28 protein-coding genes are annotated in these 22,678 nt (G+C 73.1%); 15 read left to right on the top strand and 13 right to left on the bottom strand.

Features of this window, described 5'->3' with window-relative positions; translation table 11 throughout:
* The first annotated feature begins 185 nt into the window (after nucleotides 1-185).
* Nucleotides 186-689 carry a hypothetical protein gene (locus ACQUQ1_RS05105; RefSeq protein WP_435063186.1) on the top strand — a complete coding sequence of 168 codons (504 nt, stop codon included), beginning with the start codon at nucleotides 186-188 and terminating at the stop codon, nucleotides 687-689.
* A gap of 109 nt (nucleotides 690-798) precedes the next feature.
* Here ACQUQ1_RS05105 and ACQUQ1_RS05100 read toward each other — a convergent pair whose 3' ends face one another.
* Nucleotides 799-1,491, bottom strand: a complete 693-nt coding sequence (locus tag ACQUQ1_RS05100; RefSeq protein ID WP_435063185.1) for an ArsR/SmtB family transcription factor — start codon at nucleotides 1,489-1,491, stop codon at nucleotides 799-801.
* A gap of 26 nt (nucleotides 1,492-1,517) precedes the next feature.
* Complete coding sequence (locus ACQUQ1_RS05095) at nucleotides 1,518-2,228, bottom strand: DUF1405 domain-containing protein (protein ID WP_435063184.1); 711 nt, start codon at nucleotides 2,226-2,228, stop codon at nucleotides 1,518-1,520.
* 126 nt (nucleotides 2,229-2,354) lie between these two features.
* Here ACQUQ1_RS05095 and ACQUQ1_RS05090 point away from each other — a divergent pair, with 126 nt between their 5' ends.
* Nucleotides 2,355-3,209: a DUF1405 domain-containing protein gene (locus ACQUQ1_RS05090; RefSeq protein WP_435063183.1), complete on the top strand. Its 855-nt coding sequence runs from the start codon at nucleotides 2,355-2,357 to the stop codon at nucleotides 3,207-3,209.
* A gap of 29 nt (nucleotides 3,210-3,238) precedes the next feature.
* Entirely contained in the window at nucleotides 3,239-4,330 is a 1,092-nt protein-coding gene (locus ACQUQ1_RS05085) for a hypothetical protein (RefSeq protein WP_435063182.1), read from the top strand.
* 43 nt (nucleotides 4,331-4,373) lie between these two features.
* On the opposite strand, the gene ACQUQ1_RS05080 is transcribed toward ACQUQ1_RS05085, so the two are convergent.
* From ACQUQ1_RS05080 to ACQUQ1_RS05065, 4 genes are all read right to left on the bottom strand, one after another.
* Nucleotides 4,374-5,348: an HFX_2341 family transcriptional regulator gene (locus ACQUQ1_RS05080; protein WP_435063181.1), complete on the bottom strand. Its 975-nt coding sequence runs from the start codon at nucleotides 5,346-5,348 to the stop codon at nucleotides 4,374-4,376.
* A 99-nt stretch (nucleotides 5,349-5,447) separates the two neighbouring features.
* The gene (locus ACQUQ1_RS05075; protein ID WP_435063180.1) at nucleotides 5,448-6,749 is read right to left on the bottom strand and encodes an aspartate aminotransferase family protein; all 1,302 of its coding nucleotides are present in this window, start codon (nucleotides 6,747-6,749) and stop codon (nucleotides 5,448-5,450) included.
* A gap of 67 nt (nucleotides 6,750-6,816) precedes the next feature.
* Nucleotides 6,817-8,310 (bottom strand): sodium:solute symporter family protein, encoded by a 1,494-nt coding sequence (locus ACQUQ1_RS05070; protein WP_435063179.1) that lies wholly within the window; start codon nucleotides 8,308-8,310, stop codon nucleotides 6,817-6,819.
* On the bottom strand, nucleotides 8,303-8,527 hold the full coding sequence (locus ACQUQ1_RS05065) for a DUF3311 domain-containing protein (RefSeq protein ID WP_435063178.1): 225 nt from the start codon (nucleotides 8,525-8,527) through the stop codon (nucleotides 8,303-8,305). The genes ACQUQ1_RS05070 and ACQUQ1_RS05065 overlap by 8 nt, the downstream gene beginning before the upstream one ends.
* Nucleotides 8,528-8,727: 200 nt before the next feature.
* Between ACQUQ1_RS05065 and ACQUQ1_RS05060 the strand changes: the two genes are divergently transcribed.
* Nucleotides 8,728-9,849: a glycosyl transferase family 2 gene (locus ACQUQ1_RS05060; RefSeq protein WP_435063177.1), complete on the top strand. Its 1,122-nt coding sequence runs from the start codon at nucleotides 8,728-8,730 to the stop codon at nucleotides 9,847-9,849.
* Between the two features lie 79 nt (nucleotides 9,850-9,928).
* A complete protein-coding gene (locus ACQUQ1_RS05055) occupies nucleotides 9,929-10,528 on the top strand; it encodes an NUDIX hydrolase (protein WP_435063176.1) in 600 nt (199 codons plus the stop codon).
* Nucleotides 10,529-10,536: 8 nt separating this feature from the next.
* Here ACQUQ1_RS05055 and ACQUQ1_RS05050 read toward each other — a convergent pair whose 3' ends face one another.
* Both ACQUQ1_RS05050 and ACQUQ1_RS05045 read right to left on the bottom strand, forming a co-directional pair.
* Entirely contained in the window at nucleotides 10,537-10,677 is a 141-nt protein-coding gene (locus ACQUQ1_RS05050) for a hypothetical protein (RefSeq protein WP_435063175.1), read from the bottom strand.
* 46 nt (nucleotides 10,678-10,723) lie between these two features.
* Complete coding sequence (locus ACQUQ1_RS05045; RefSeq protein ID WP_435063174.1) at nucleotides 10,724-10,888, bottom strand: hypothetical protein; 165 nt, start codon at nucleotides 10,886-10,888, stop codon at nucleotides 10,724-10,726.
* A gap of 307 nt (nucleotides 10,889-11,195) precedes the next feature.
* Here ACQUQ1_RS05045 and ACQUQ1_RS05040 point away from each other — a divergent pair, with 307 nt between their 5' ends.
* The 3 genes from ACQUQ1_RS05040 to ACQUQ1_RS05030 all read left to right on the top strand — a co-directional run bounded on the left by ACQUQ1_RS05040 (nucleotide 11,196) and on the right by ACQUQ1_RS05030 (nucleotide 14,033).
* On the top strand, nucleotides 11,196-12,002 hold the full coding sequence (locus ACQUQ1_RS05040; RefSeq protein WP_435063173.1) for a DUF7388 family protein: 807 nt from the start codon (nucleotides 11,196-11,198) through the stop codon (nucleotides 12,000-12,002).
* 82 nt (nucleotides 12,003-12,084) lie between these two features.
* Nucleotides 12,085-12,852 (top strand): creatininase family protein, encoded by a 768-nt coding sequence (locus tag ACQUQ1_RS05035; RefSeq protein WP_435063172.1) that lies wholly within the window; start codon nucleotides 12,085-12,087, stop codon nucleotides 12,850-12,852.
* Nucleotides 12,852-14,033, top strand: coding sequence for an NAD(P)/FAD-dependent oxidoreductase (locus ACQUQ1_RS05030; RefSeq protein ID WP_435063171.1), 1,182 nt, complete (start codon nucleotides 12,852-12,854; stop codon nucleotides 14,031-14,033). The genes ACQUQ1_RS05035 and ACQUQ1_RS05030 overlap by 1 nt, the downstream gene beginning before the upstream one ends.
* Nucleotides 14,034-14,044: 11 nt before the next feature.
* Here ACQUQ1_RS05030 and ACQUQ1_RS05025 read toward each other — a convergent pair whose 3' ends face one another.
* Nucleotides 14,045-14,656, bottom strand: a complete 612-nt coding sequence (locus ACQUQ1_RS05025; RefSeq protein ID WP_435063170.1) for an Hsp20/alpha crystallin family protein — start codon at nucleotides 14,654-14,656, stop codon at nucleotides 14,045-14,047.
* A gap of 1 nt (nucleotide 14,657) precedes the next feature.
* Nucleotides 14,658-14,816 (bottom strand): DUF7559 family protein, encoded by a 159-nt coding sequence (locus ACQUQ1_RS05020; protein ID WP_187347791.1) that lies wholly within the window; start codon nucleotides 14,814-14,816, stop codon nucleotides 14,658-14,660.
* A 188-nt stretch (nucleotides 14,817-15,004) separates the two neighbouring features.
* Between ACQUQ1_RS05020 and ACQUQ1_RS05015 the strand changes: the two genes are divergently transcribed.
* The 4 genes from ACQUQ1_RS05015 to ACQUQ1_RS05000 all read left to right on the top strand — a co-directional run bounded on the left by ACQUQ1_RS05015 (nucleotide 15,005) and on the right by ACQUQ1_RS05000 (nucleotide 19,002).
* Complete coding sequence (locus tag ACQUQ1_RS05015; protein ID WP_435063169.1) at nucleotides 15,005-15,850, top strand: DUF429 domain-containing protein; 846 nt, start codon at nucleotides 15,005-15,007, stop codon at nucleotides 15,848-15,850.
* Between the two features lie 109 nt (nucleotides 15,851-15,959).
* Nucleotides 15,960-16,205, top strand: coding sequence for a hypothetical protein (locus tag ACQUQ1_RS05010; protein ID WP_435063168.1), 246 nt, complete (start codon nucleotides 15,960-15,962; stop codon nucleotides 16,203-16,205).
* Between the two features lie 176 nt (nucleotides 16,206-16,381).
* Nucleotides 16,382-18,163, top strand: a complete 1,782-nt coding sequence (locus tag ACQUQ1_RS05005) for a radical SAM protein (RefSeq protein ID WP_435063167.1) — start codon at nucleotides 16,382-16,384, stop codon at nucleotides 18,161-18,163.
* Complete coding sequence (locus ACQUQ1_RS05000; RefSeq protein WP_435063166.1) at nucleotides 18,163-19,002, top strand: MBL fold metallo-hydrolase; 840 nt, start codon at nucleotides 18,163-18,165, stop codon at nucleotides 19,000-19,002. The genes ACQUQ1_RS05005 and ACQUQ1_RS05000 overlap by 1 nt, the downstream gene beginning before the upstream one ends.
* A 43-nt stretch (nucleotides 19,003-19,045) precedes the next feature.
* On the opposite strand, the gene ACQUQ1_RS04995 is transcribed toward ACQUQ1_RS05000, so the two are convergent.
* Nucleotides 19,046-19,258 carry a DUF7511 domain-containing protein gene (locus ACQUQ1_RS04995; RefSeq protein WP_435063165.1) on the bottom strand — a complete coding sequence of 71 codons (213 nt, stop codon included), beginning with the start codon at nucleotides 19,256-19,258 and terminating at the stop codon, nucleotides 19,046-19,048.
* 143 nt (nucleotides 19,259-19,401) lie between these two features.
* Between ACQUQ1_RS04995 and ACQUQ1_RS04990 the strand changes: the two genes are divergently transcribed.
* A complete protein-coding gene (locus ACQUQ1_RS04990; RefSeq protein WP_435063164.1) occupies nucleotides 19,402-20,265 on the top strand; it encodes a YkgJ family cysteine cluster protein in 864 nt (287 codons plus the stop codon).
* A gap of 91 nt (nucleotides 20,266-20,356) precedes the next feature.
* Complete coding sequence (locus ACQUQ1_RS04985) at nucleotides 20,357-20,761, top strand: TRAM domain-containing protein (RefSeq protein ID WP_435063163.1); 405 nt, start codon at nucleotides 20,357-20,359, stop codon at nucleotides 20,759-20,761.
* An 18-nt stretch (nucleotides 20,762-20,779) separates the two neighbouring features.
* On the opposite strand, the gene ACQUQ1_RS04980 is transcribed toward ACQUQ1_RS04985, so the two are convergent.
* Together ACQUQ1_RS04980 and ACQUQ1_RS04975 are read right to left on the bottom strand one after the other, a co-directional pair.
* A complete protein-coding gene (locus ACQUQ1_RS04980) occupies nucleotides 20,780-21,484 on the bottom strand; it encodes a class I SAM-dependent methyltransferase (protein WP_435063162.1) in 705 nt (234 codons plus the stop codon).
* Between the two features lie 180 nt (nucleotides 21,485-21,664).
* Nucleotides 21,665-22,057 (bottom strand): PPOX class F420-dependent oxidoreductase, encoded by a 393-nt coding sequence (locus tag ACQUQ1_RS04975; RefSeq protein ID WP_435063161.1) that lies wholly within the window; start codon nucleotides 22,055-22,057, stop codon nucleotides 21,665-21,667.
* Between the two features lie 260 nt (nucleotides 22,058-22,317).
* Between ACQUQ1_RS04975 and ACQUQ1_RS04970 the strand changes: the two genes are divergently transcribed.
* Nucleotides 22,318-22,590 (top strand): MarR family transcriptional regulator, encoded by a 273-nt coding sequence (locus tag ACQUQ1_RS04970; protein ID WP_435063160.1) that lies wholly within the window; start codon nucleotides 22,318-22,320, stop codon nucleotides 22,588-22,590.
* Nucleotides 22,591-22,678 lie beyond the last annotated feature (88 nt).

Here is a 22,678-nt window from a genome sequence, read left to right as displayed (position 1 = left end):
CGTCCGCGACGACGACGGCGGGTCGCGACCGCACGACGCGGGCGGCCCCGCCACTCCTCGACCGGACGCGAGCGACCGCTGTCGGGTCCGCGACCGACCCCGAGCACGCCGGACGCGTCGCCGCCGCGGGGCGGTCGGACCGGGCCGGCGCAAGACCCATCACGACGCGCCGCGGACTGTCGACCATGTCCAAGAGCCTGGAGGAGCTTCGGGAACTCGCCGAGCGCAACGGCGACGGCGACGCCTCCGTCTCCGAGGTGGACGGGAGCGCCGTCCCCGCAGCCGACGACTCGGGGTCGCGCTCGCTGCTCGGCCGCACGCCGTTCTCGGCGAGGGGGTTCCTCCTCACCCTCGCGGTCCTCGTCGCCGGGCTGGTCGCCGGCTCCGCGGTCCCCCTCGTCGGCGGGCTCGCGCGCTACCTCGGGCTGTTCGTCGCCGCGTTCGCGCTCGGGCTGACGCGCTCGCGGCGGGCGTACCTGGAGACCGCCGTCGCCGGCGCGCTCGCGGCCGCGGGCGCGTTCCTACTCGGGACGCTCACGACGGGCAGCGTCGTCCTCGGGACGAACCTCCTCGCCGATTACGGCGTCCCCATCGCCGGGGTCGGCGTGACGGTCGGGGTACTCCTGTCGGTCGCGGGGCTGTACTTCGGACGGGACCTGAAGGCCGGTCTGACCGCGGACCTGGAGTAACCCCGGCGGGACCGTCCGTCCGTCCGTCCGGCGGGGACCGTCTCGGCCGTCCCGGGAACGAGCCGGGCGTCCGGCGCGGGTCGACGCGGCGACCGCGCGGTCGCCGGCGCTACACCTGCGGGCTCTCCTGCCCCTCGGCGATCCGCCAGCGGTCGCCCTCGCGGACGAGCAGGTCCGCCTCCGCGAGTCGCCGGAGGCCGTCGCCGACCGCCTCGGGGTCGGCGTCGACCTCGTCGACCACCGCGCGGTGGGAGCCGTCGGTCGACGCGACGGCCGCGAGCAGCTTCGCGTAGAAGCGGGAGTCGGCGTCGACGCCGAGGCGGTCGTTCAGGCGGTCGAGCACGTCGGTGACGCGCCCGTGGACCCACCGCTGGGCCAGCGAGAGCTCGTTCTCCAGCTCCTGGAGGCGGTCGAACTCCTCGGCGAGGTCGTCGACCCCCTCCCGTTCGTCGGGGTCCGCCGCGGAGAGCTCCAGGTCGATCCGCATGTGGGGGCATCGGCCCTGGATGTCGAGGCTCGGGTTCGCGGGGTAGGCGGACTTCGTCCCGAAGCCGTGCCGGGAGACGTTCACCTCCAGGCGCACGTCCCGGGCGATGTGGAAGTACTTGCGGCGGCGGTCGTCCGTGTGGCTCTCGATGAGCCCGGCCTCCTCCAGCTTGCGGAGGTGGTCGATGACGGCCTTCGGCGACACGCCGAGGTACTCGCTGATCTCCGTGACGTAACACGGCTTGTGCGAGAGCAGCCGGAGGATCCGCCGGCGGTTCTCGTTTCCCAGGAGATCGAGCAGTACCGCGGAGTCCATACACGTGGGGTAAACTCTCCGCGTATTTACCCGTTCCGTCGGGGGTCCCCGGAGTCGCCGGAGGGCAGAACGACGGCCGCGACCGCGACGGCGACGACCGTCGCCGTGAGGCTTCCGAGCGCGAGCATCCAGCCCGGGTCGTAGCGCACGGGCGGGTGGTTCGCGAGCGGGAGGCCGAGGAGGTAGCCGTAGTCGAAGAGGTCGTTCGCGAGCGCGAGGGCGGCGACGGCCGCGAGGGTGCGCCGGGACGTGCGCCCGACGTGTGCGAGCAGGAGCGCCTCCCCGAGGAAGGCCGCGTGGGTGGCGAGGATGCCCCAGTAGGCCCACAGCGAGTCGGCGTCGAAGCCGACGTACAGGTCGTTGGGGAGGTCCGGCCGGACGAGCGGGACGTTCAGCGCGAGGAACGTCCACAGCCCGGTCTTCACGAGCCAGACGACCGCGAGCGTCGTCAGGAACGAGAGGGCGGTCGTCCGGGGGACCGCCGAGAGCCGGCGTCCCGCGAACGGGATCAGCGCGGCCAGCACGAGCGTCCCGAGCGCGAGCGCGGTCGGGGAGTCGCCGTACAGCGGCCACAGGAACGTCGCCACCGCGGGCATCGTCTCCACGTAGTAGCGGACGCCCACGAGGAACGCGAGGGCGTTGGCGACGAGCAACAGCGCGAGCGTGAACGGGGTGGTGAGGTAGAACTCCGCCAGCGACGCGGGAACCGGGTTCCGGCTGTCCGTCTCGTCGGCCACGGTCCTGCCCCGGCTTCGACCGCCCGCGGCTTAACCGGACGTGGTTCCGGGGCGCGAGACGGACGCGCCGACATCCGTCCACCGCCACGGCTAAGCCGCCCACACCCCACCACACGCCACACCCGAATGAGCCTCCTCGCCGACCTCACGTCCGACGACGGCCTCCCCGACCGCCCGGACCTCCCGTGGTACGTCGCCCCGCTCCCGCGCGCGGTCGAGAACCTCGGGCTCCGCCTCGCGGCGGTCGTCGTCGCGGTCAACCTCGTCGGCACCGCGTTCGGCTTCTGGTACTACGGCTTCCACCCGCTGCCGCTCTCTGACCCGCTGATCACGTGGCAGTTCGCGGGGACGCCCGCGAGCATGTGGCCGTTCGTCCCCGACTCGCCGGTGGCGACGCTGTTCATCGCGCTCGCGCTCGGGCTGTGGGTGCTGGGTCGGCCGAACGAGTACGTGACCGTGCTCGCGTTCTTCGGCTGCTGGAAGCTCGGGCTGTGGACGCCGTTCGCGCTCGCGGCGTTCGCCGACGGCTTCCTCGCGACGACCGCGCTCCCGATGTACCTGTTCCTGTTCGGCTCGCACCTCGCGATGACCGTCGAGGGGTTCCTGCTGTACCGGATCTCCGAGTTCCCCGTCCGGGCGGTCGCCGTCGCGGCCGCGTGGTACGGCCTCAACGACGTGGTCGACTACCTCCTCGCGCCCGCGGGGACGCCGACGCACACCCTGCTGCCCGGCCAGCAGGTGATCGCGCCCGGGGAGGGGTTCACCCACCTGTCGCCGATCCACGAGATCGCCGCCGCCGGCGCGGTCGTCCTCACGCTCTCGGCGACGTTCCTCGCGCTGGCGACGCGGGTGAAACTGCTCGAGGCCGGCGCGGTCGGGGCGGGCGACACGGCCGACTCGGTCGGGGCGGTCGAAGCGGGTGGATCGGCCGGCCCGGTCGGGACGGGGGACTCGGTCGGCACGGACGACACGGGCGAGTAATTATCTCCCGCCGAGGCGACGGATCCCCCGTGAGCACTCCCACCCTCTATCGTGCGATCGCCGACCTCCCGCTGACGGTCGAGTCGGTCGGCCTCAGGCGCCGCGCCCGCGACACCTCCTCGGGGTTCGAGCGCGTGAGCACCACGTTCCGGCTCCGCGGCGACGGCGAACTCGGCCGCGGCGAGGACGTTACCTACGACGCCCCCGACCACGACGCGCTGTTCGCGGACCCCGAGCGCGACCCGCGGACCCCGGCCGACGGCCTCGGGTTCGAGGCGGCGCTGGTCGGGGAGTGGACGTTCCGCGAGTTCTCCGAACGCCTCGACGACGTGGACCTGTTCCCGGCCGGGGAACCGGAGCGGAAGACCGGCCACGCCTACCGGCGCTGGGCCGTCGAGTCGGCCGCGACGGACCTCGCGCTCCGGCAGGCGGACACCGACCTCCTGGGACTGCTGGACCGCGAGCGCGAGCCCGTCTCCTTCGCGGCGTCGACGCGGCTGGGGGACCCGCCGTCCGCGGACCGGGTGACGGAGATAGCCGAGCGCGTCCCCGGGATCGGGTTCAAGCTCGACCCCACCGACGACTGGACCGACGAGGTGGTCGGGGCGCTCCCGACAGAGCGGGTCCGCGTGCTCGACCTGAAGGGGCTGTACGAGGGGACCGAGGTGGACCAGGAGCCGGACGCCGAGTTCTACGACTGGGTGCTGTCGTCGTTCCCGGACGCGGTGATCGAGGACCCCGCGATCACCGACGAGACACGCCACGTCTTCGAGGGGGAGGAGCACCGCGTCTCGTGGGATTACCCGATCGACGGCGTCGAGAGCGTGGAGGCGCTCCCGTGGGAGCCCGCGTGGCTCAACGTCAAGCCCTCGCGGTTCGGGACGCTGGAGGCGCTGTCGGAAACGATCGAGTGGGCGCGCGAGCGCGACGTGACCCTGTACGGCGGCGGCCAGTTCGAACTCGGCGTCGGGCGCGACCAGCTCCACGCGCTCGCGTCGGCGTTCTACCCCGACGCGCCGAACGACGTGGCGCCGGGCGCGTTCAACGACCCCGCGGTCCCGGACCGGCTGCCGGCGACCCCCCTCGCGCCGTCGGCGGCGCCGCGCGGGTTCGAGTTCTGAGCCGGCGGAGGGCGGCTCCGTCCCCGCCCGGCCCGGCTCACGCCTACCAGTCGTAGTCGGAGGCGTCGTCGGCGGTGTGGGCGCGCACCCACAGCTCCCCGATCCGCGAGAGGCGCGTCCGGTAGGACTTCCCGTGGGACTCCTGCTCGACGTATCCCTTCCCGCCCGGGCCGAGGCGGTCGACGTTGTAGATGACCTTCGAGCGGAACGAGTCGGTGTACTCCTCGTTCAGCTCCGCCGCCAGCGCCTTCGCCAGCTCGCTCACCGACTCGAACTCGCCGTGCTCGCCGAGCTTGAACAGGATCACCTCCTCAAACGGCTTCACGTTCGAGAAGGAGGCGACCGGGAGCTCGATGATGTGGCTGCCGTTCACCTCCTTCGCGCCGATGGTCGTTCCGCGCTCGTCGAACTCCGCGAGCAGGTCCGTCGCGGTCGAGAGCCGCTCGCGGACGCGGTCGACCTCGACGGCGTCCGACGCGTCCGCCCCGTCGGCGACGGCGGCTTCGGATCCCCCCTCGGCGTCGCCCTCCTCGACGGCAGCGAGGAGGTCCCGGAGGAGGTCGCGGTCCGCGCGAAGCTCCTCGGCGAGCTCGGTTTCGAGGTACTTCTCGGGGGCGGTGTAGTAGGTGTGGATGCGGTCGCGGTCGGCCTGCCGCTCCAGCGTGACCGAGTGGGCGGCCGTGGCGAACGCGAACGAGACGGGGCGGGGCATCGAGGAGACGTTCACCCACACCTCCCGGCCGGCGTCGAGCTCCCCGTTGATGAGGTCGTACGCCTGCTCGAAGGCGGCGTCGTAGTCGTACACGTCGGCGACGGGGACGCGTTCGGTCTCGGCGCCGAGCAGGTTCCGGAAGTCCGTCTCCAGTTTCTGCGAGAGGTTCCGTGAGTACTCCACGTTGGCCTCGCTCCCCACCGCACCCTCCAGCAGCACGACGCGGTCCACGTCGAACTGGTCGCGGACGAGCGGCGCGATGAGCCGGTCGTAGTCGAAGCCGACCGGGACGACGTGTGTCTGCATGTTCGGGTGGTGTTCGGGTGACGGGAAAAGCGTGCCGTGGCGGGGCCGTCCCGAGTGCCGATACGGGAATCGCGGCCGGATCGGAGGACCCGACTGCGCTCAGAACACCGCCCCGATGCTCTCGCGCAGCGTCCCGACCGCCTCGTCGACCTCCGCCTCGGTGACGCAAAGCGGCGGCGAGAGAACGAGCTGGACGTCCGGGCGCGCCGAGCCGAACAGGACGCCGCGCTCGCGCGCCTCCTCGCGAACCGCGGCGACGGGGTTGTCCCCCTCGTCGACGCGGGGGTCGAAGAGGTGCTCGCCCGTCTCCGGGTCGGCGAACTCGACGCCCCACAGCAGCCCGCGGCCGTGGACGTCGCCGACGACGTCGAACTCCGTCTCCACCGCGCGGAGGCGCTCCTCCAGCGTCGGCGCGAGGTCGCGCGCGTTGTCGAACAGCCCGCCCTCGTACGCCTCGACCGCCGCGACGCCGGCGGCGCACGCGACCGGGTGACCCGCGAACGTCTGTCCCAGCGGCGTGCCCTCCTCGCCGAGGTACTCCGAGATCTCCTCGCTCACGAGCGCGCCGGCGAGGGGGGCGTACGCCGACGTGACGCCCTTGGCGAACGTGATCACGTCGGGCTCGACGCCCTCCGTCTGGATCCCGAACCAGTCGCCGCACCGGCCGAAGCCCGCGATCACCTCGTCGCTGACGAGGAGGACGTCGTACTCGTCGCAGATCTCGCGGACGCGCTCGAAGTAGCCAGGCGGCGCGGGGTACGCGCCGCTGGTCCCGGCGACCGGCTCGGTGATCAGCGCCGCGACCGAGTCCGGCCCCTCGTTCCTGATCACCCACTCGAGGTGGTCGGCGGCCTGCTCGGCCAGCTCCTCGGGCGTCTCCGCCGGGAACGGCCCGCCGAACTCCAGCGGCGGGAGGAACTTCGACACGCCGGAGGCGGCGCCGTAGCGCTCGACCTCGGCGCGGGTCTCGGGGTCGCCGGTGAGCGCCGCGGCGCCGTACGTCGAGCCGTGGTACGAGCGCCACCGCGTGAGGACCTTCGGGGCGTCCTGATACGCGCGAGCGACCTGCACGGCGATCTCGTTCGCCTCGCTGCCCGACACCGAGAAGTGGACGTCGGTCAGGCTCGCCGGCGCGCGCTCGACGAGCATCGACGCGAGCCGGTCGCGCGCGTCGTTCCCCTTCGCCGACGAGACGTACGGGATCCGCGACGCCTGCTCGGTCATCGCCTCGACGATCGCCCCGTTCGAGTGCCCGGCGTTGACGCAGTACAACTGCGCCATGAAGTCGAGATAGGCGTTCCCCTCGTCGTCGTACACCGTCGAGTCCTCGCCGTCGACGAGCGTGAGCGGGCCGCCCGCGCCCTCGGGGTCGTACCAGTGCGGGATCGCGTGGCCGTCCATGTCCCGCCGTCGTCGACGGCCGGAATAAGCGTTGGGCGCGTGGCGGAGCCCCCCGGACCCGCCGCCCTCAGTCGGCGCCGACCCCGAACTTCTCCGCGTTCTCCGCCGGCGCCGACGCCGTCACCGCGGACACGCCGACGGTCACCGCCAGCGACAGGAGCATGCACCACAGCGCGAAGTCCCACGTCAGGTAGGTCGACGAGAGGAACGGCAGCAGGTCGACGAGGAAGACGTGCGCGAGGTAGACGGCCTCGGCGCTCACGATGCCCGCGACCATCCCCGTCCGGGTCGTCCCGGCCCAGTACAGCGCCAGCAACAGCGGGAGGGTCAACTGGGCGTAGCCGCCGAAGGCGGTGTCGCCGAGCGTGACCAGCACGTCCAGGCCGCCCCCGCCGCCGACGAGCAGCGACGCGAGGAACGTCGAGGCGGCGAAGACGGCGACCCCGATCCGGCCGACCCACCCCTCGCGCTCGTCGCTCGCGTCGGGCGCGACGAGCGGGCGGTACAGGTCCCGCGTGAAGTACGACGACCCCGACAGCAGCATCGAGTCCGAGGAGGACATCATCGCCGCCAGCGCCCCCGCGATGACCAGCGCCGCGAACCACGCGGGGGTGTACTCGGTCAGCAGGACCGGGAGGACGTTGCTCCCGTCGGGCACCTCGATCCCGAGCCCGACCGCCCACGAGCCCAGCAGGAACGCCGGCACGAACAGCAGCAACACGAGCACGGGCCACAGCGCGAACGAGCGCTTGAGCGTCTCGACGCGGTCGGCCATGAAGAACCGCTGGTTCACCTGCGGGAAGGCGGCGACGCCGAAGGCGATGACGACTGCCGTCCCGATCATCCACTGGGGCGAGTAGAGCCCGCCGCCCAGCGACGCGAACTCGGGGTTCGCCTGCGCCATCCCGGCCGTCAGGGCCGAGACGCCGCCGGCGGTGGTCGCGATCCACGCGACCGCGAGCCAGACGACGCCCAGCATGAACACGCCCTGGAGCGTGTCCGTCCAGGCGACGCCGCGCAGCCCCGAGAGGCCGACGTACGCGACCATGAACACCGTGATCAGCGCCGCGCCGGCCCAGTAGGGGACCGCGCCGTCGGTCAGCCCCACGAGCGCCTGGCCGGCGCCGATCTGCTGGAGCATCACGTAGGGGAACAGCCACAGGAGGCTCACGCCGGCGACGAGCGCCCGCAGCCCCGTCGAGTCGAAGCGGTCGCCGAGCATCTCCCCGAGCGTCACGTAGCCGTGGGCCTTCCCGACGAGCCACTGCTTGTAGCCGATCGCGTACCACAGCAGCGCGAACAGGATGCCGTCCATCAGGCCCATCACGAGGATCCACTCGGGCCCGGCCGCGAACGCGAGGTTCGGCCCCCCGAAGAAGGTGAACGCCGACAGCAGCGTCGCGAACGTCGTGAACAGCAGCACCACCGTCCCCACCGACCGCGACGCGAGGTAGTAGTCCTCGGCGGTGTTGTCGGTGAGGCGGTACGCGACCAGCCCGACCGCCAGCGCGACCAGGAGGTAGCCGACGACGACGCCCAGCGAGACGCCGAGGTCAGCCACGGCGGATCACCCCCGCGTCGACGCCGCGGTCCCACGCGCCGCGCGAGAAGGCGTAGAACGCGACGCTCGCCAGCGCCATCCACCCGACGTGCCACCACAGCCACAGGGGGAGCCCCGCGGCGACAGTCGCGTCGCCCCACAGGAACCACGGGATCGCGAAGGCGACGAGCACCGCGAAGGCCGCTATCCAGAGATAATCGGCTCGGTTCCGGCTCATCGACACGAGGTAGTGGTTCACACGTGATTAATATTACTAAGTATCTCCTCGATATCCAGTATCGAAGAAAATTTCTCTTCGACACGGTCGGCCGGTCGTCCGTGACGCGTCGGATCCGCGTCCGCCGGTCGGCGGGCGATCGCCGACGGTCGTACCCCTTTCCCCGGGTTTATTCGCCGTCCGGCCCTCCCGGGAGACGAATGGAGTACGTGCAAGAGCGGGTCGCCACCCTCCACGCGTTCGGCGAGGGCGCCCCCGACGCGCCGACCGACCGCGCGGCGGTCGTCGTCCCGATGACCGAGCGGGAGTACGCGGGTCTCGCGGCCGAGCGCGTCCTCTCGGAGCTGGAGGCGGTCGACCCGGCGCGGGTGGTCGTGCCGCTGCGCGCGCCCGCCGAGCGGGTGGGCGCCTTCCGCGAGTGGCTCGACGGCTTCGACCTCCCGCTGGAGACGCTGTGGTGTGACGGGCCCCGCGTCGCCGACCTGCTGGCGGACGCCGGCCTCGACGGCGAGCGCGGGAAGGGTCGGGACGTCTGGCTCGCGCTCGGCCGGGCGCTGGCGGAGGAGTTCGTCGTCCTCCACGACGCGGACACGAAGTCGTACTCGCGGGCGTACGTCCGCCGGCTGCTGTTCCCGCTGGCGAACGGCTTCGACTTCTCGAAGGGGTACTACGCCCGCGTCGAGAACGACAAGCTGTACGGCCGGCTGTTCCGGCTGTTCTACACGCCGCTGGTGCAGGCCCTCCGGGACGCGAACCCCGGCTCGGAGTTCCTGGCGTACATGGGGGCGTTCCGCTACGCGCTCGCGGGGGAGTTCGCCGCGACGAGCGACGTGGCGGCGTCGCTGTCGGTCCAGCGCACCTGGGGGCTGGAGGTCGGCACGCTCGCGGCCGCCTACGACGAGGTGGGCGTCGACGGCGCCGCGCAGGTCGATCTCGGGAGCTACGAACACGATCACCGCGCCGTCTCGGGGCCGACCGGCCTCTCGGACATGAGCGAGTCCGTGGGCGCGGCGTTGCTGCGTGCGGCCGAGGAGCACGGCGTCGCCGTCGACTACGACGCGCTCCCGGACGCCTACCGCGCGGCCGCCGAGTCGTACGTCTCCCGGTACGCCGCCGACGCCGCGTTCAACGGCCTCTCGTACGACCGGCCCGGCGAGCGCGAGCAGGTGCGAACGTACGCGGACGCCATCGCCCCGCCCGGTCCGGACACGCGCCTCCCCTCGTGGGAGGAGACGACGCTCTCGCCGGACGCCGTCGCGGAGGCCGCCGACGCCGACGCCGAGGCCGCCGCGAACGGCGCCATCGACGGCGGGGACGAGTGAGTTCGCCCGGGTCGGGGCGACACCCCGCGCGGACTGACACGACCGTACGGTTCAAGCCGACCGGGCGAACATGGGGGATATGGACTTCGAGCGCGTCCGCCGGCACACCCCGGTCCGGGTGACCGACGCCGAGCGGCGCGCGGCGGTGCTCGCGCCGGTCATCGACCGCGGCGGCGCGCCCCACGTGCTGTTCACGAAGCGCGCCGAGCATCTCGGCAGCCACCCCGGGCAGATGAGCTTTCCGGGCGGGGGCGTCGAGGCGCACGACGAGGACCTGACCGCGACCGCCCTCCGCGAGGCGAACGAGGAGATCGGCCTCCTGCCCGAGGAGGCGGAGATCGTGGGCCGGCTCGACGACATCCGGACCGTCTCGGAGTACGCCGTCACGCCGTTCGTCGCCACCGCGCCCGACCGCGAGTACGTCCCCAGCGACGACGAGGTCGCCGAGATCGCGGTCCTCCCGGTCTCGGCGCTCACCGCCCGCGAGAACTACGAGTCGGAGCGGCGCGACCATCCCCACTACGGCGACATCCGCCTCCACTTCTTCCACGTCGACGGCTACACGGTCTGGGGCGCGACCGGCCGGATGCTGGTGCAGTTGCTGGAGCTGCTCACCGACTGGGAGATGCCGCCGGAGGTCGACCGCGTGGTCGACCCCGACGCCGACCTCCCGGTGTGACGCCCGGCCTATACGTAGCTGAGGACGACGAGCGTCAGGAAGAACAACACGAGGACGGCGGCCAGCACGAGGATGGAGACGACGCGGCTCGACTGGACGACGCTCCGGCCGCCGTCGTCGGTGTCCACGACGAGGTTGCTGATGTCCACGCCCCGCGTAGGCGGCGGGGACGCAAGTAGCCGTCGTCGCCCGGGATCAGACGTAGCTGAGAACGACGAGCGCGAGGAAAAACAGCACGAGGGCGCTCGCGAGCGCGACGGACGCCTTCACCCAGCCGTCGGCGCTCCCGAACCGATCCGTGATCGACTGCTCGCCGCTCGTGACGATCGGCGCGCGGTCGGCCCCGCCGGCGTCTGACATATCCCGCGCTTGCGGGGCCTGCCCCAAGAAGCCCCGGGCCGTCGGGAGGCCGCAGGTCGCCCGCCGCCGGGGTCGATACTGACGCGGGCGCCACGCTTATTCCCGACAACGCGATCGGACGTGTATGGCCGCACAGGCGATGGATCGCGTTCCGCGACGGTCCTAGTTCTCCCGACGAGGCGTCGCTCCGGCCGGGAGCGACGCGTTCTGTCCGCGCCGCATCGTCCGCCGCGCTCGCCCGGTCGACCGCGACCCGGCCCGCGAGCGCACGCCGAGCCGACCCCGACCGACACCCCCACGCACACCGATGACACTCACCGCACCCGAAGCCGCCGACAGCGTCGCCGCCCGAACAGGACTCGACGGGGTCGCGCTCAAGCCGACCGAGTGCGACGTCTCCGTCGCCGCGGACCTCCCGGTCGACCTCGTGTGTCTCGACTACGAGGGCCGCGAGGCGCTCCCGGAGGCCGACACCCTCGCCGCCCTCGCCGCCGCGCGCGACCTCCGGGTGACGACGCCCGTGCGCGCCGACGGCTTCGACCCCCGCGGCGACGACTCGCTGGTCGCGACCCTCCCCGACGCCGCCGACCGGGTGCTCGTCGCGGGTCACGGCGCCTACCTCACCGACGAGGAGCGCCGGCGCGCGGTCGCCCCCCGCATCGGCGACGCGGCGGCCGCCGTCCGCGCGGCCGGCGGGGTGCCGTGGGTCGGCACCGAGGGCGTCGAGCGGGTCGCGCTCGCGGCCGGCGGCGTCCAGTACGAACTGCTCTCGCGGACCACCGAGCGCGACGTGCGCGCCCTCCGGGCCGCCGGCTTCGACGGCGACGTGGCGGTGTACGCCCCGGTCGTCCCCAGCGACGACGAGGACGCGATCCTCGACGCGGTCGGCGCCTACGCCGCCCGCCGCCGCCCCGTCCGCGAGGCGCTCCCCGAGGGCGCCGCGACGGACGCCGCCGCGACCGGCCGCGCCCGCGAGGTGCTCTCGAAGGCCGTCCGCGACTTCGCGCTCGTGGGCGACCCAGGGACGGTCGGCGAGCGCGTGGCCGACCTCCGGGCCGCCGGCGTCGACACGGTCGTCGGCTACCCCGCGGCCGGCGTCGACACGCTGCGGTAACGCGGTCGACACGCCCCCGGGCCGCCGACCCGTCCCCCGCCGCCACCCGAACGCATACGTCGCCGCGAGCGAACCGCCCGGTATGCGACTGCTCCACGAGGAGACGACGACGAGCGCGGGCGAGGCGTTCGAGGACGGCGTCGAGGTGGCGGTCCTGCCGACGGGCTCCGTCGAGCAGCACGGGCCGGCGCTCCCGCTGGGAACCGACTTCCTCGCGGCCGAGGCCGTCGCCCGGGGGATCGACCGCGACGACGCGGTCGTCCTCCCGACGGTGCCGGTCGGCGTCTCGGCGCACCACCGCCAGTTCGACGGCACGCTGTGGGCCGACCCCGAGACGTTCGAGGACTACGTGGGCGAGATCTGCGCCTCGGTCGCCAGCCACGGCGTCCGCAAGCTGGTGATCTGCAACGGCCACGGCGGCAACACGGACGCGCTCCGGCGCGCCGCTCGGCGACTTCGGGGCGATCACACCGCCTACGCCGCGCCGTGGAACTGGTGGTCGAGCCTCGACGGCCTCGACGAGGAGTTGTTCGACCAGTCCGGGATCGGTCACGCGGACGCGATGGAGACGAGCATGGTGCAGCACCTCGCCGGCGACCTGGTCCGGGAGGCGTTGCTCACGGAGGCGGAGGACGGCGCCGCCGACTCGTGGGGGAAGTCGGTTCACGGGGCCAAGATCGGCTTCGACACCGCCGACTTCTCCGAGTCCGGCGCGGTCGGCGCCCCCACCGAGGGGACGGCCGAGAAAGGCCGCCGGCTGTTCGAGCAGGCGACCGACGAACTCGACGCGCTGGTCGGCTGGCTCGCGGAGCGGCCGTTCGACGCGCTCACGCCGGAGCCCCACCGCTGATGGCCGGGAGCGGACCCCGATCCGGCTCCGGAACGGGGCGGCGCGTCGCGGTCGTCGGCGGCGGCGCCGTCGGCGTGACGGCCGCCCGCGACCTCGCGGCCGCCGGCGCGGACGTGACGCTGTTCGAGAGGGGCGACCTCGGGTCGGGCGCGTCGGGCCGGGCCGCCGGCGTGCTGTACGACGCCTACGCCGAGGACGTGGACGCCCGGGTCGGCGCCCGCGCGCTGGAGCGGTTCCGCGACCTCTCGGGCACGAACGGCTTCGCGTTCCGGGAGTGCCCGTACGTGATGCTCGCCCGCGAGGGCGACGACGACCTGATCGACGCCGTCGAGGGCGCCGCCGGACGCATGCGCGCCCACGGGCGCGAGGTGGAGACCCTCTCCGGCGAGGCCCTCGCCGACCGCTTCCCGGGCATCGACGCGGGGGACGTGGCCGTCGCGGCCGTCGCCGGCAACGCGGGCTGGACCGACCCCGGGACCTACGTGGCCGCGATGGCCGAGCGCGCCGCGGCCGCCGGCGCCGAAATCCGGACCGACAGCGAGGTGTCGGTGTCGACGACGCCGCCGGGCGTCGCCGTCGCGAGCGAGGCCCCGGTCACGCGTCGGTTCGACGCGGTCGTCGTCGCCGCCGGCGCGCACACGAAGCGGGTGCTCGCCGACGCGGGGATCCGGGTGCCGCTGAAGCCCTACCGCGTGCAGGCGCTCGTTTCGGGGCGCGACTACGACGGCCCGATGTGGTACGACGCCTCCGCCGGCGTCTACGCGCGCCCCAACCCGGGAGGCCTGCTCGCGGGCGACGGGACGGTCCCGGAGGAGGCCGACCCGGACGAGTGGGAGCGCGGGGCGGACGAGTGGTTCATAGCGGAGGTATCGGAGACCCTCCGCGAGCGGGCGGGCCACGACCCCGCCGTCGAGCGGGCGTGGGCCGGGCTCTGCACGGCGACGCCGGACGGCGACCCACTGCTCGGCGAGGTCGCCGACGGCGTCTACGTCGCCGCCGGGTGGCAGGGCCACGGCTTCATGCGCGCGCCGGCGACCGGCGAGGTCATCGCGGAGCAGGTACTCGGGGAGGACGAGGGAGTCGAGCAGTTCGATCCGGGCCGCTTCGACGGCGACGAGGCGTTCGAGATCACCGAGGGGATGGCCGTCGAGACGGGCGAGGATACCGGCGTCCCGGAGTAGATCCGGGCCGGTTACGTCTCGTCGTCGTCGGTCGCGTCGACGTCCGGCTCCGTTCCCTCGGCCTCCTCCGCGGCGTCGGCGTCGTCCGTGTCGGCTTCGCCGTGGCCGTCGCCGTCACCCTCCTCGTCGTCCATCTCCAGGCGGACCGGCTCGTCCTCCTCGTCCGCCTCGTCGTCCCCGGTCGGCTCCTCGTCGGAGACGGCGACGGTGCCGTCCTCACGCTTGGGGATCCGGACCCGGAGCGTCCCGTTCCCCGCGAGCGTCGAGGTGGCGTCCTCCGGGGCGACGGCCGCGCCGGGCGGGAGTTCGGCGCGCCCGTCGAGCGCGAGGCCGCGGCCGGGGAAGCGCATCTCGAAGCCGTCCCGGAAGTCGCGGAAGCGGTCGATCCGGACCTCGACGGCCCCCTCGTTGAACCGCACCTGCACGTCGCTGCGTTCGGCGCCGGGCGCGTCGAAGACGACGAGGTAGGCGTCCTCGGACTCCAGCAGGTCGTACGCCAGCGGCGACCGCTCCTGCACCTTCGCGACGCCCCGGCCGACGCGGTCGAGCACCGTGTTCACCGCGGACTCGCCGACGTCCTTGAGGCGCTCGGCGCCGCCGGGCACCGGGTCTCGGTCGCTCATATCAGAGCTCGATCTCTTCGAGGCAGTCGGTCCCGCCGCACAGCGGACACGACAGGTCCGCGACCGTGTGGTCGTCGGCGATGTCGTAGGTGTAGTGGTTCTCGAACATGTCCAACTCGCAGTCGGCGCTGGTGCACTTGATCTCCTTCGTCGCGGGCATACCCACGGCTTGGACCGCACGCGGCATAAACGGCGTGGGGCGGAGCGGGGCTTGCCGACTCCGCGACCGCGCGACCCCGGCGGTCCGTCGCGGCCGTCGGTCCGTCGGTCGGCCGCTGGCCGTCCGCCCCCGTCGCGGCCGGCGTCGGACGCCGCCGGAGACTTGTCGCTCGCGCCCGATGCGGACCCGTGGACCCGGATCCGACCCCGACGGCGGTGTACGGCGTCGACTTCAGCGCGGCCGAGCGGAGCGCGGGCGCCTCGACGTGGGTGGCCCGATGCGTCGCCGACGGCGACGCGCTCGTCGTCGACGACCTCTCGTCCGCCTCGGAGTTCCTCGGCCTGGACTCGACCGCCCGCGGCGACGTGCTCCCGGCGCTGGCCGACCGCCTCGGGGCCGTTGAGGGCCCCGCGGTCGCGGGGCTGGACTTCCCGTTCGGCCTCCCGGCGTGGGTACTCGGGGACGACGACTGGCGGGCGTTCGTGGAGGGGACGCCCGACCGGTGGGGCGTCCTCGGCGACGTGGACGGCCCGCGGGGGCTGTACGACGCCGTCGAGGCCGCCGCGGAGACCGACGGGCGGCCCCGGCGACGGGCGACCGACGACGAGCACGGCGGACAGGCTCCCGCCGGCTTCCGGATCAAGACGCAGACGTACTACGGCATCTCCGTCCTCCTGCGGCGACTGGTCGGCCACGAAGGCGTCGCCGTCCCGCCGGTGCTCCCCGCGTCCGAGCCCGGCCTCACCGTGCTGGAGACGTACCCGGCGTCGGTGTTCGACCGGCTCCCGGGCGCCGACCGGACGGGGTACAAGGGGGACCAGCGCCGCCACGTGGAGGCGCGCCGGCGGAACGTCGCCGCGCTCCGCGACGCCGGCGTCCGGTTCGGCGACGACGCGGCCCGCGACTGCGCGGTCGCGACCGACGACGCCCTCGACGCCGTCGCGGCGGCGGTCGCGGCCGCGCGGAACTACCCCGACGCGCTCGACGCCGAGTACGGGGAGCCCGAACGGCTGGAGGCCCGGATCTACGCCTGATACCGATCTCCGCCGTCGGGACCGCTCCGACCCGACCGCGGGGGATCCGTCGCGGGCGACACAACACTTTAGCGGCCGCCCGACAGTGTGGTATGTGGGTGTGTCACAGATGCGCACGAGACGGCGGGAGCACGAGCGGGAGAAGCGCGCCCGACGGGAGGCCGACCGGGTCGAGCGCTCGGTGTCCGAGGAGACGGTGGCGGATCCGCCGCGGACCGTCGACGACCTGATCGACACGATGGCCGACGGGGACGGCCTGACGTACGAGGAGGCCGCGCTCGTCGGCGGGGTCGAGGGGGGGGTCGGCGGCCTCGACGCCGACGCCGAGGGCCCGCGTCGCCGCGGCGGATGGTGAGACGGCGGGCACGCGCTCGCGAGGGGAACCGAACGGCGACCGAGGGGGGACTGCCACGGGTCGCCCCGGAGGGGCCGGACCGCGCCGGGTCCGGCCGGTGCGGGGCGGCACGGGCCCGGGTGGCGCCGCGCCCCCGGACCGCACGGTTTTAGCCGTTCGACCGTCCATCCACGGGCATGACCGCGCCGGACCCGGCCGACCTCTCGGTCACGATCGTCGACGGCTACGTGGACGAGCCGGCGCACTTCGGGGTGCCCCCGTACGTCTCGACGTACCCCCGCTTCACCGCGGGCGCGCTCGTCGACGCCGGCGTCCCGGAGTCGAACGTCACCTACCACACCATCGACGAGCTGCGCGACGACCCGCGCAAGCGCGGCGACGTCGCCGACGCCGACCTCATGATCTACGTGGGCGGGATGACCGTCCCCGGCAAGTACGTCGGCGGCACGCCCGCCGAGCCCGACGAGGTGCGCGAGCTCGCGTGGACCGCCGACGGCGTCACCCTCCTCGGGGGGCCGGTCCGCTTCGGCGTCGGCGACGAGAACGCGGGCGCCCAGGAGATGGAGCGCGACGACCTCGACTACGACTTCGTCGCCATGGGCGACGTGGAGGCGGCCGCCTTCGATATCGTCGACAGCGGGCTTGAGGGGTTCGGCAACCGCATCCGCGACTACGACGAGGTGTCGCGCTGGTCGAGCATGGGCGCGTTCGTCGTCGAGCAGCACCCCAACCACCCCGAGTACCTCATCGCGGAACTGGAGACCTCCCGGGGGTGTGCCTACCGGTGCTCCTTCTGCACGGAGCCGCTGTACGGCGACCCCGACTTCCGAACCGCGCCGGACGTGGTGTCGGAGGTGGACGCGCTGTCGGACCACGGCGTCCGACACTTCCGGCTCGGCAGGCAGGCCGACATCCTCGCGTTCGGCGGCGACGGCGAGGCACCGAACCCGGACGCGCTCCGGCAGCTGTACGGCGGCATCCGCGAGGTGGCCCCGGACCTCCGCACGCTACACCTCGACAACATGAACCCCGTGACGATCACCGACTACCCGGAGGCGTCGCGGGAGGCCATCGAGGTGATCGCCCGGCACAACACCCCCGGCGACACCGCCGCCTTCGGCCTCGAGTCCGCCGACCCCGAGGTGCGCGAGGAGAACAACCTCCTCGTGAGCGCCGAGGAGTGCCTGGAGGCCGTCCGCGTGGTCAACGAGGCCGCGGGCTGGCGCCCCGGCGAGGGGCCGGAGGACGCGCCGAGCTACGGCGACTCCGCGCCGCGCCGGCTCCCCAAACTGCTCCCCGGCATCAACCTCGTTCACGGGCTGGAGGGCGAGACGGCCGAGACGTTCGAGCACAACAGGGACTTCCTCGACGCGGTGATGGACGAGGGGCTCATGCTCCGCCGCGTGAACATCCGGCAGGTGATGGCCTTCGAGGGGACCGAGATGGCAGAGACCGGCGCGCGCCTCGCCCGCGAGCACAAGAAGGAGTTCAAGCGGTACAAGCGCGAGGTGCGCGAGACGGTCGACCGACCGATGCTGGAGCGGGTGATGCCCCCCGGAACCGTCCTCCCGGACGTGTACCTGGAGTACCACGAGGACGGCACCACCTTCGGCCGGCAGCTCGGCACCTATCCCATCCTCGTCGGGATCCCCGGCGAGCGCGAGTTGGGACGGACGATCGACGTCGCCGTCGTCGACTGGGGCTACCGCTCGGTGACGGGCGTGCCGTACCCGCTCGACCTCAACGGCGCCTCGATGAACGAACTGACCGCGATCCCGGGGATCGGGACGGGGACCGCCGGCGACCTGGTCGTGAACCGGCCGTACGCCAGCGCCGCCGAGGCGGCCGAGGTCGCGGGCGCCGACGCCGACCTGACGCGCTTCGCGGACGCGGGCGTTCCCGGCGTCGACGCGGACGCGGAGTACCCCGGCGCGCCGGCGCCGCGGAGCGCGGACTGATGCCGGGCGGGAACGACCGCGAGGCCGCGCGCACGGACGGCGGCCCCGCGCCGACGGGCGACACGCACGTCGACCGCTTCTCGGTCCCCGTCGAGACGCGCGCGCCGACGGGGCAGACGAACGCGTACGTCATCGGCACGGGGGAGACCCTGCTGGTCGACCCGGCCGCCCGGACCGACACGCTCGACACCGTCGTCCGCGAGAAGGTCGCGGACCACGTCGCCGTCACGCACACCCACCCCGACCACGTCGGCGCCGTCGCCGGCTACGCCGCCGAGACCGGCGCGACCGTGTGGGCCAGACGGGGATACGGGGACCGCTTCGCCGCGGCGACGGGCGTCGAGCCGGACCGGACCTTCCTCCCGGGCGACCGCGTCGGCCCGGCGACCGTCCTCGACCTCCCCGGTCACGCCCCGGACGGCGTCGGCTTCGGGACCGGGAACGGCGTCGTCTGCGGCGACGTCGCCGTCGCCGAGGGGAGCGTCGTCGTCGCCGCACCGGAGGGCGACATGCGCGCGTACCTCACGACGCTCCGGCGCCTGCACGCGCGGAACCCCCCGGCGCTGTTCCCCGGACACGGCCCACAGATCGACGACGCCCGGGCGACCTGCGCCCGGCTGATCCGCCACCGGCTGGACCGGGAACGCCGCGTGCTGGCGGCGGTCGAGGCGGGCGCGAGCACGCCAGAGGAGGTGCTCGACGCGGCCTACGAGAAGGACATCGCGGGGGTGCGCGACCTGGCGCGCGCGACGGTCGTCGCGCACCTGGAGAAGCTGGCGCGGGAGCGGCGAATACGGTGGGAACCGACGGCGGGCTCCGTCGGGATCGCGACCGGATAAAACCGGGAGGGACCGCGGGCGGTTGGCGAGCGGGGCGTCGCCGTCAGCGGGCGTCCTCGAGCGCGACGAGGCAGTCGGCGTCGACCGAGAGCCACGTCGTCACGAGCGCCGCGTCGTCGGCGTCCTCCGGGTAGAGCGTACACCGGTCCGGCTCGCCGTCGTGGCGAACCACCGCCGCTCGGAGGCCGGAGGGGGGCGAGAAGCGGGGGTCGGGTGTACGCACGTCGTCGGGTGACCGATCGGATGCGGCCGACATACACGTGTCACCCCGGCGAACGTACTTAAACGTCGCTAAGTTTTCTCACGGTCGATCCCGAGCACTCCGTAGCGGTGTGGACGGGTCGGTGTGCCACCGGTCGACCCGACGGCGTTTAGTTCGCGAGGCCCCGACACCCGTCCGTGCAGTCGCTCGAAGCCGAACTGGCGCGCGCCCGCGACCTCGACGTCGGCGAACTCGCCGACGCCATCGAGACCGTCGGCTTCGAGTGCACCCGCTGTGGCGCCTGCTGCAAGAGCGAGGCCGACGACCCCCACACGGCGACGGTGTTCCCCGACGAGGTCCGACGGCTTCGGGGGGCGGACGGCGGGGAAACCGACGGTGCCGACGGCGCGGGAGGCGGCGACGACGCGCCCGCCGAACGCGACTGGCGGGACGTGGCCCGGCCGATGCCGTACGGGCTGACCGCCGGCGACGACGGGGCCGAGGGCGAGACGTTCGAGTGGGCGTTGCAGACGGACGCCTGCGGCGACTGCGTCTTCTACAGGGAGGCGTCGGAGACGCCTCCCGGAGCCGGCGAAGCCGGCGAAGCCGACGAGTCGGGACTCGGTGCCTGCACCGTCCACGACGACCGGCCGCTCATCTGCGAGACGTACCCGTTCTCGGTCGGCCTCGGCGGGACGAGCCAGCCAATGGGCGAGACCGTCGACAGCGTCGCGCTGGGAGCCGAACGGGAAGCGGAGGACGGCGACGGCGCGGGATCCGCCGACGCCGGACCCGACGGCGCGACCTCGGCCGACCTGAACCCCGACGACGCCGGGCCGACGCTCCGGGCCCACGAGTGCGAGGGGCTCGGCCGCGACATCGACCGCGCCGACGCCGAATCGCTCGCGGCGGCGCTAAAGGAACGCGCCGTCCGCGAGTTGGAGGAGGCGATCGGCGTGCGCGACGCCTACGAGCCGCACGACCTCGACCCCGGCGAGGCGGTCGTCCACGACTCCGAGGGCGCCAAGCGCCCGGACGGGACACCCCTCGACGAAACGTAACGGAGACGGGACGGTTCCGACCCCGGCTCCGCCGCGCGCGGCGGTAGGTATATGTCACGTCGGACGAAGGTGCCGGTGGAGGTCTGTATCCGTGGAAATCTCCGACGAACTCCTCTGTCTGTTCAGCGCCGAAGTCCGCGAGGACGACGGCAGGTACACCATCGAGATCCCGAAGCGCGAGGTCGCCACCGGCGCCGTCGAGGCCGGCGACGTCTACCGCGTCGCGCTCATCGACCGCTCGGAGGCGTCGGCGACCGGCGCCGACGACGACGGCGGGCGGCCGACGACCGACGGCCCGCAGCCGCCGGTCGAGCGCGGCGAGGTCCGCTACGTCGAGATCGAGGACCTCGGGAAGCAGGGCGACGGGATCGCCCGCGTCGAGCGGGGGTACGTGATCATCGTTCCCGACACCGAGGTCGGCGAGCGGGTCAAGATCGAGATAACCGAGGTGAAGTCCAACTTCGCCGTCGGCGAGGTCATCGACGAGGAGCTGTAGGGTGCGGCCGGCCCGTCGTCAGACCTCGGCGGTCCAGTACGAGACCGACGAGAGCTTCTCGCCCAGCGACGAGGAGCCGATCCCTTGGTCGAGCGACCAGAACGGGTCGGCGACGCTGTTGGGCACCTCCCGGTAGAAGCCGTAGGGGAACACGAAGTCGTGGTCGTCGCTGCGGAGGCTGAGGCCGGCGCCGTCGATGAGGCGCTCGACCTCCTCGCGGGAGTACAGCCGCGAGCCCATCGGGAGCGCCCAGTTGTAGAGGACGCGCAGCGAGGAGCCGCGGAACGTGTCGAAGAAGACCACGTCCTTCGAAACCCGGGCCATCTCCGCGAGGAACTTGGCGGGGGTGTCCGCGAGGTGGAAGAAGCGCATCGCGAACACGGCGTCGAAGTGGTCGTCGGGGAACGGCAGGCGGGCGGCGTCGCCGCGCATGAACTCGACGGTCGACTCCAGGCCGGCCCGGCGGGCCTTCTCGCGTCCCTGGGCGAGCATGGCGTCGGAGATGTCGAGGCCGACGATGTCGGCGCCGCGCTCGGCGAGCATGACCGTGAACCGGCCGGTGCCGCAGGCGATCTCGAGCACGCGCTCGTCCTCGACGGGCGCGAGCGCCTCGAGCACGGCGCGCTTCTCGCGGCGGTCGATGAGCCTTCCTCCCTTCGAGAACCGCTTGGCGTCGTACTCCTCGGCGACCGAGTCGGCCTGGTACCACTCCTGGCCCTTCACACTACCTCGGGGTCCACGGCCGAACCGTAAAACGATACTGATAGCCCGCGGTTCCGTCCCGCCGTCTCCCCGCGGAGGGTGTCCCGTCCGCCGGCGGTCCGGCGACGGACGGGCGTGCGTCGGGAGCGGGGTCGGGCATCGCCGCACCGCTCCGCCCGACGGGGTGCCCGTCCGGCTCGCTCACCCGCTGGTGACGACATGATCGGCCGAGATGCGTACGATCACGCGCGCGCCGGACTCCTCGCCGTGGTGGGGGTACTCGTCGACGTCCATGTACCGCCGCGCGAGTTCGTCGATGTGCTCGTCGGCACCCTCCTCCGTCAGCTCCGCCTCGCCACGCACGGAGACGTACCGGTACGGGTCCTCGGGGTCGAGCACGGAGACCGCGACGTTCGGGTTCCGGCGGATGTTCCGTTCCTTGCGCCGGCCGCGGGCGGTGTTGACGAGGACGTACTCGCGCTCGTCGTGGTCGACCCACACCGGCGTCACCTGGGGCGTGCCGTCGGGCATGACCGTCGAGAGGTGCGCGAACGACTCCGACTCGAAGACGTCGGCGTGTGACTCGGGTATCACGGCGGCGAACTCGGACGGGACGCACTTGGGCGTTCGCGTCGCGGTCGATCCGGCGGCACGGTCGGACACGATACCGGGCTGACAGGACCGGGGCGCCCGTCCGACCGGACCCGCGGTCCGCCCGACCGCGGGGGGATCGCGCGTCGCTCGGGGAGCCGGATCGCGTGACAGCGGACGTGATATAATGCGTATAAGGGATATACACGAGTTGGACTTGTATTGAGGCAACCTTTACCACCACCCTCGGACTTCGCGGTAACATGAGCACCAGTACCGCGGACCCGGACGCCGCAGACGCGCTCAGCGACACCGAATACCGCGACCTCCTCAGCGACCTGCCGCCGAGCGCGAAGCTCGTCGCCAAGGTCCTCGAGGGCGACGCGCCGCTCTCGCAGGGGCAGCTCGCCGAGGAGTCGCTGCTGCCCGACCGCACCGTGCGCTACGCGCTCAACCGCCTGGAGGAGCAGGGCCTCGTCGGCTCGCGCTACTCGTTCAAGGACGCCCGCAAGCAGGTCTACTACCTGAACCGCTGACGCCGGACGCCGCCGACCCCGCCGCGCGTCCCGTTCGAGCGGCGCCGGATCGAAACCCCCCTTTTAAGTCCTCGACCCGCTACGGTCG

The sequence above is a fragment of the Halobaculum sp. EA56 genome (genome assembly GCF_051195075.1).
In the GTDB taxonomy this organism is placed as follows: domain Archaea; phylum Halobacteriota; class Halobacteria; order Halobacteriales; family Haloferacaceae; genus Halobaculum.
The sequence above is the reverse complement of the archived record's forward strand: the minus strand, read 5'-3'. Positions and strand labels throughout refer to the sequence as shown.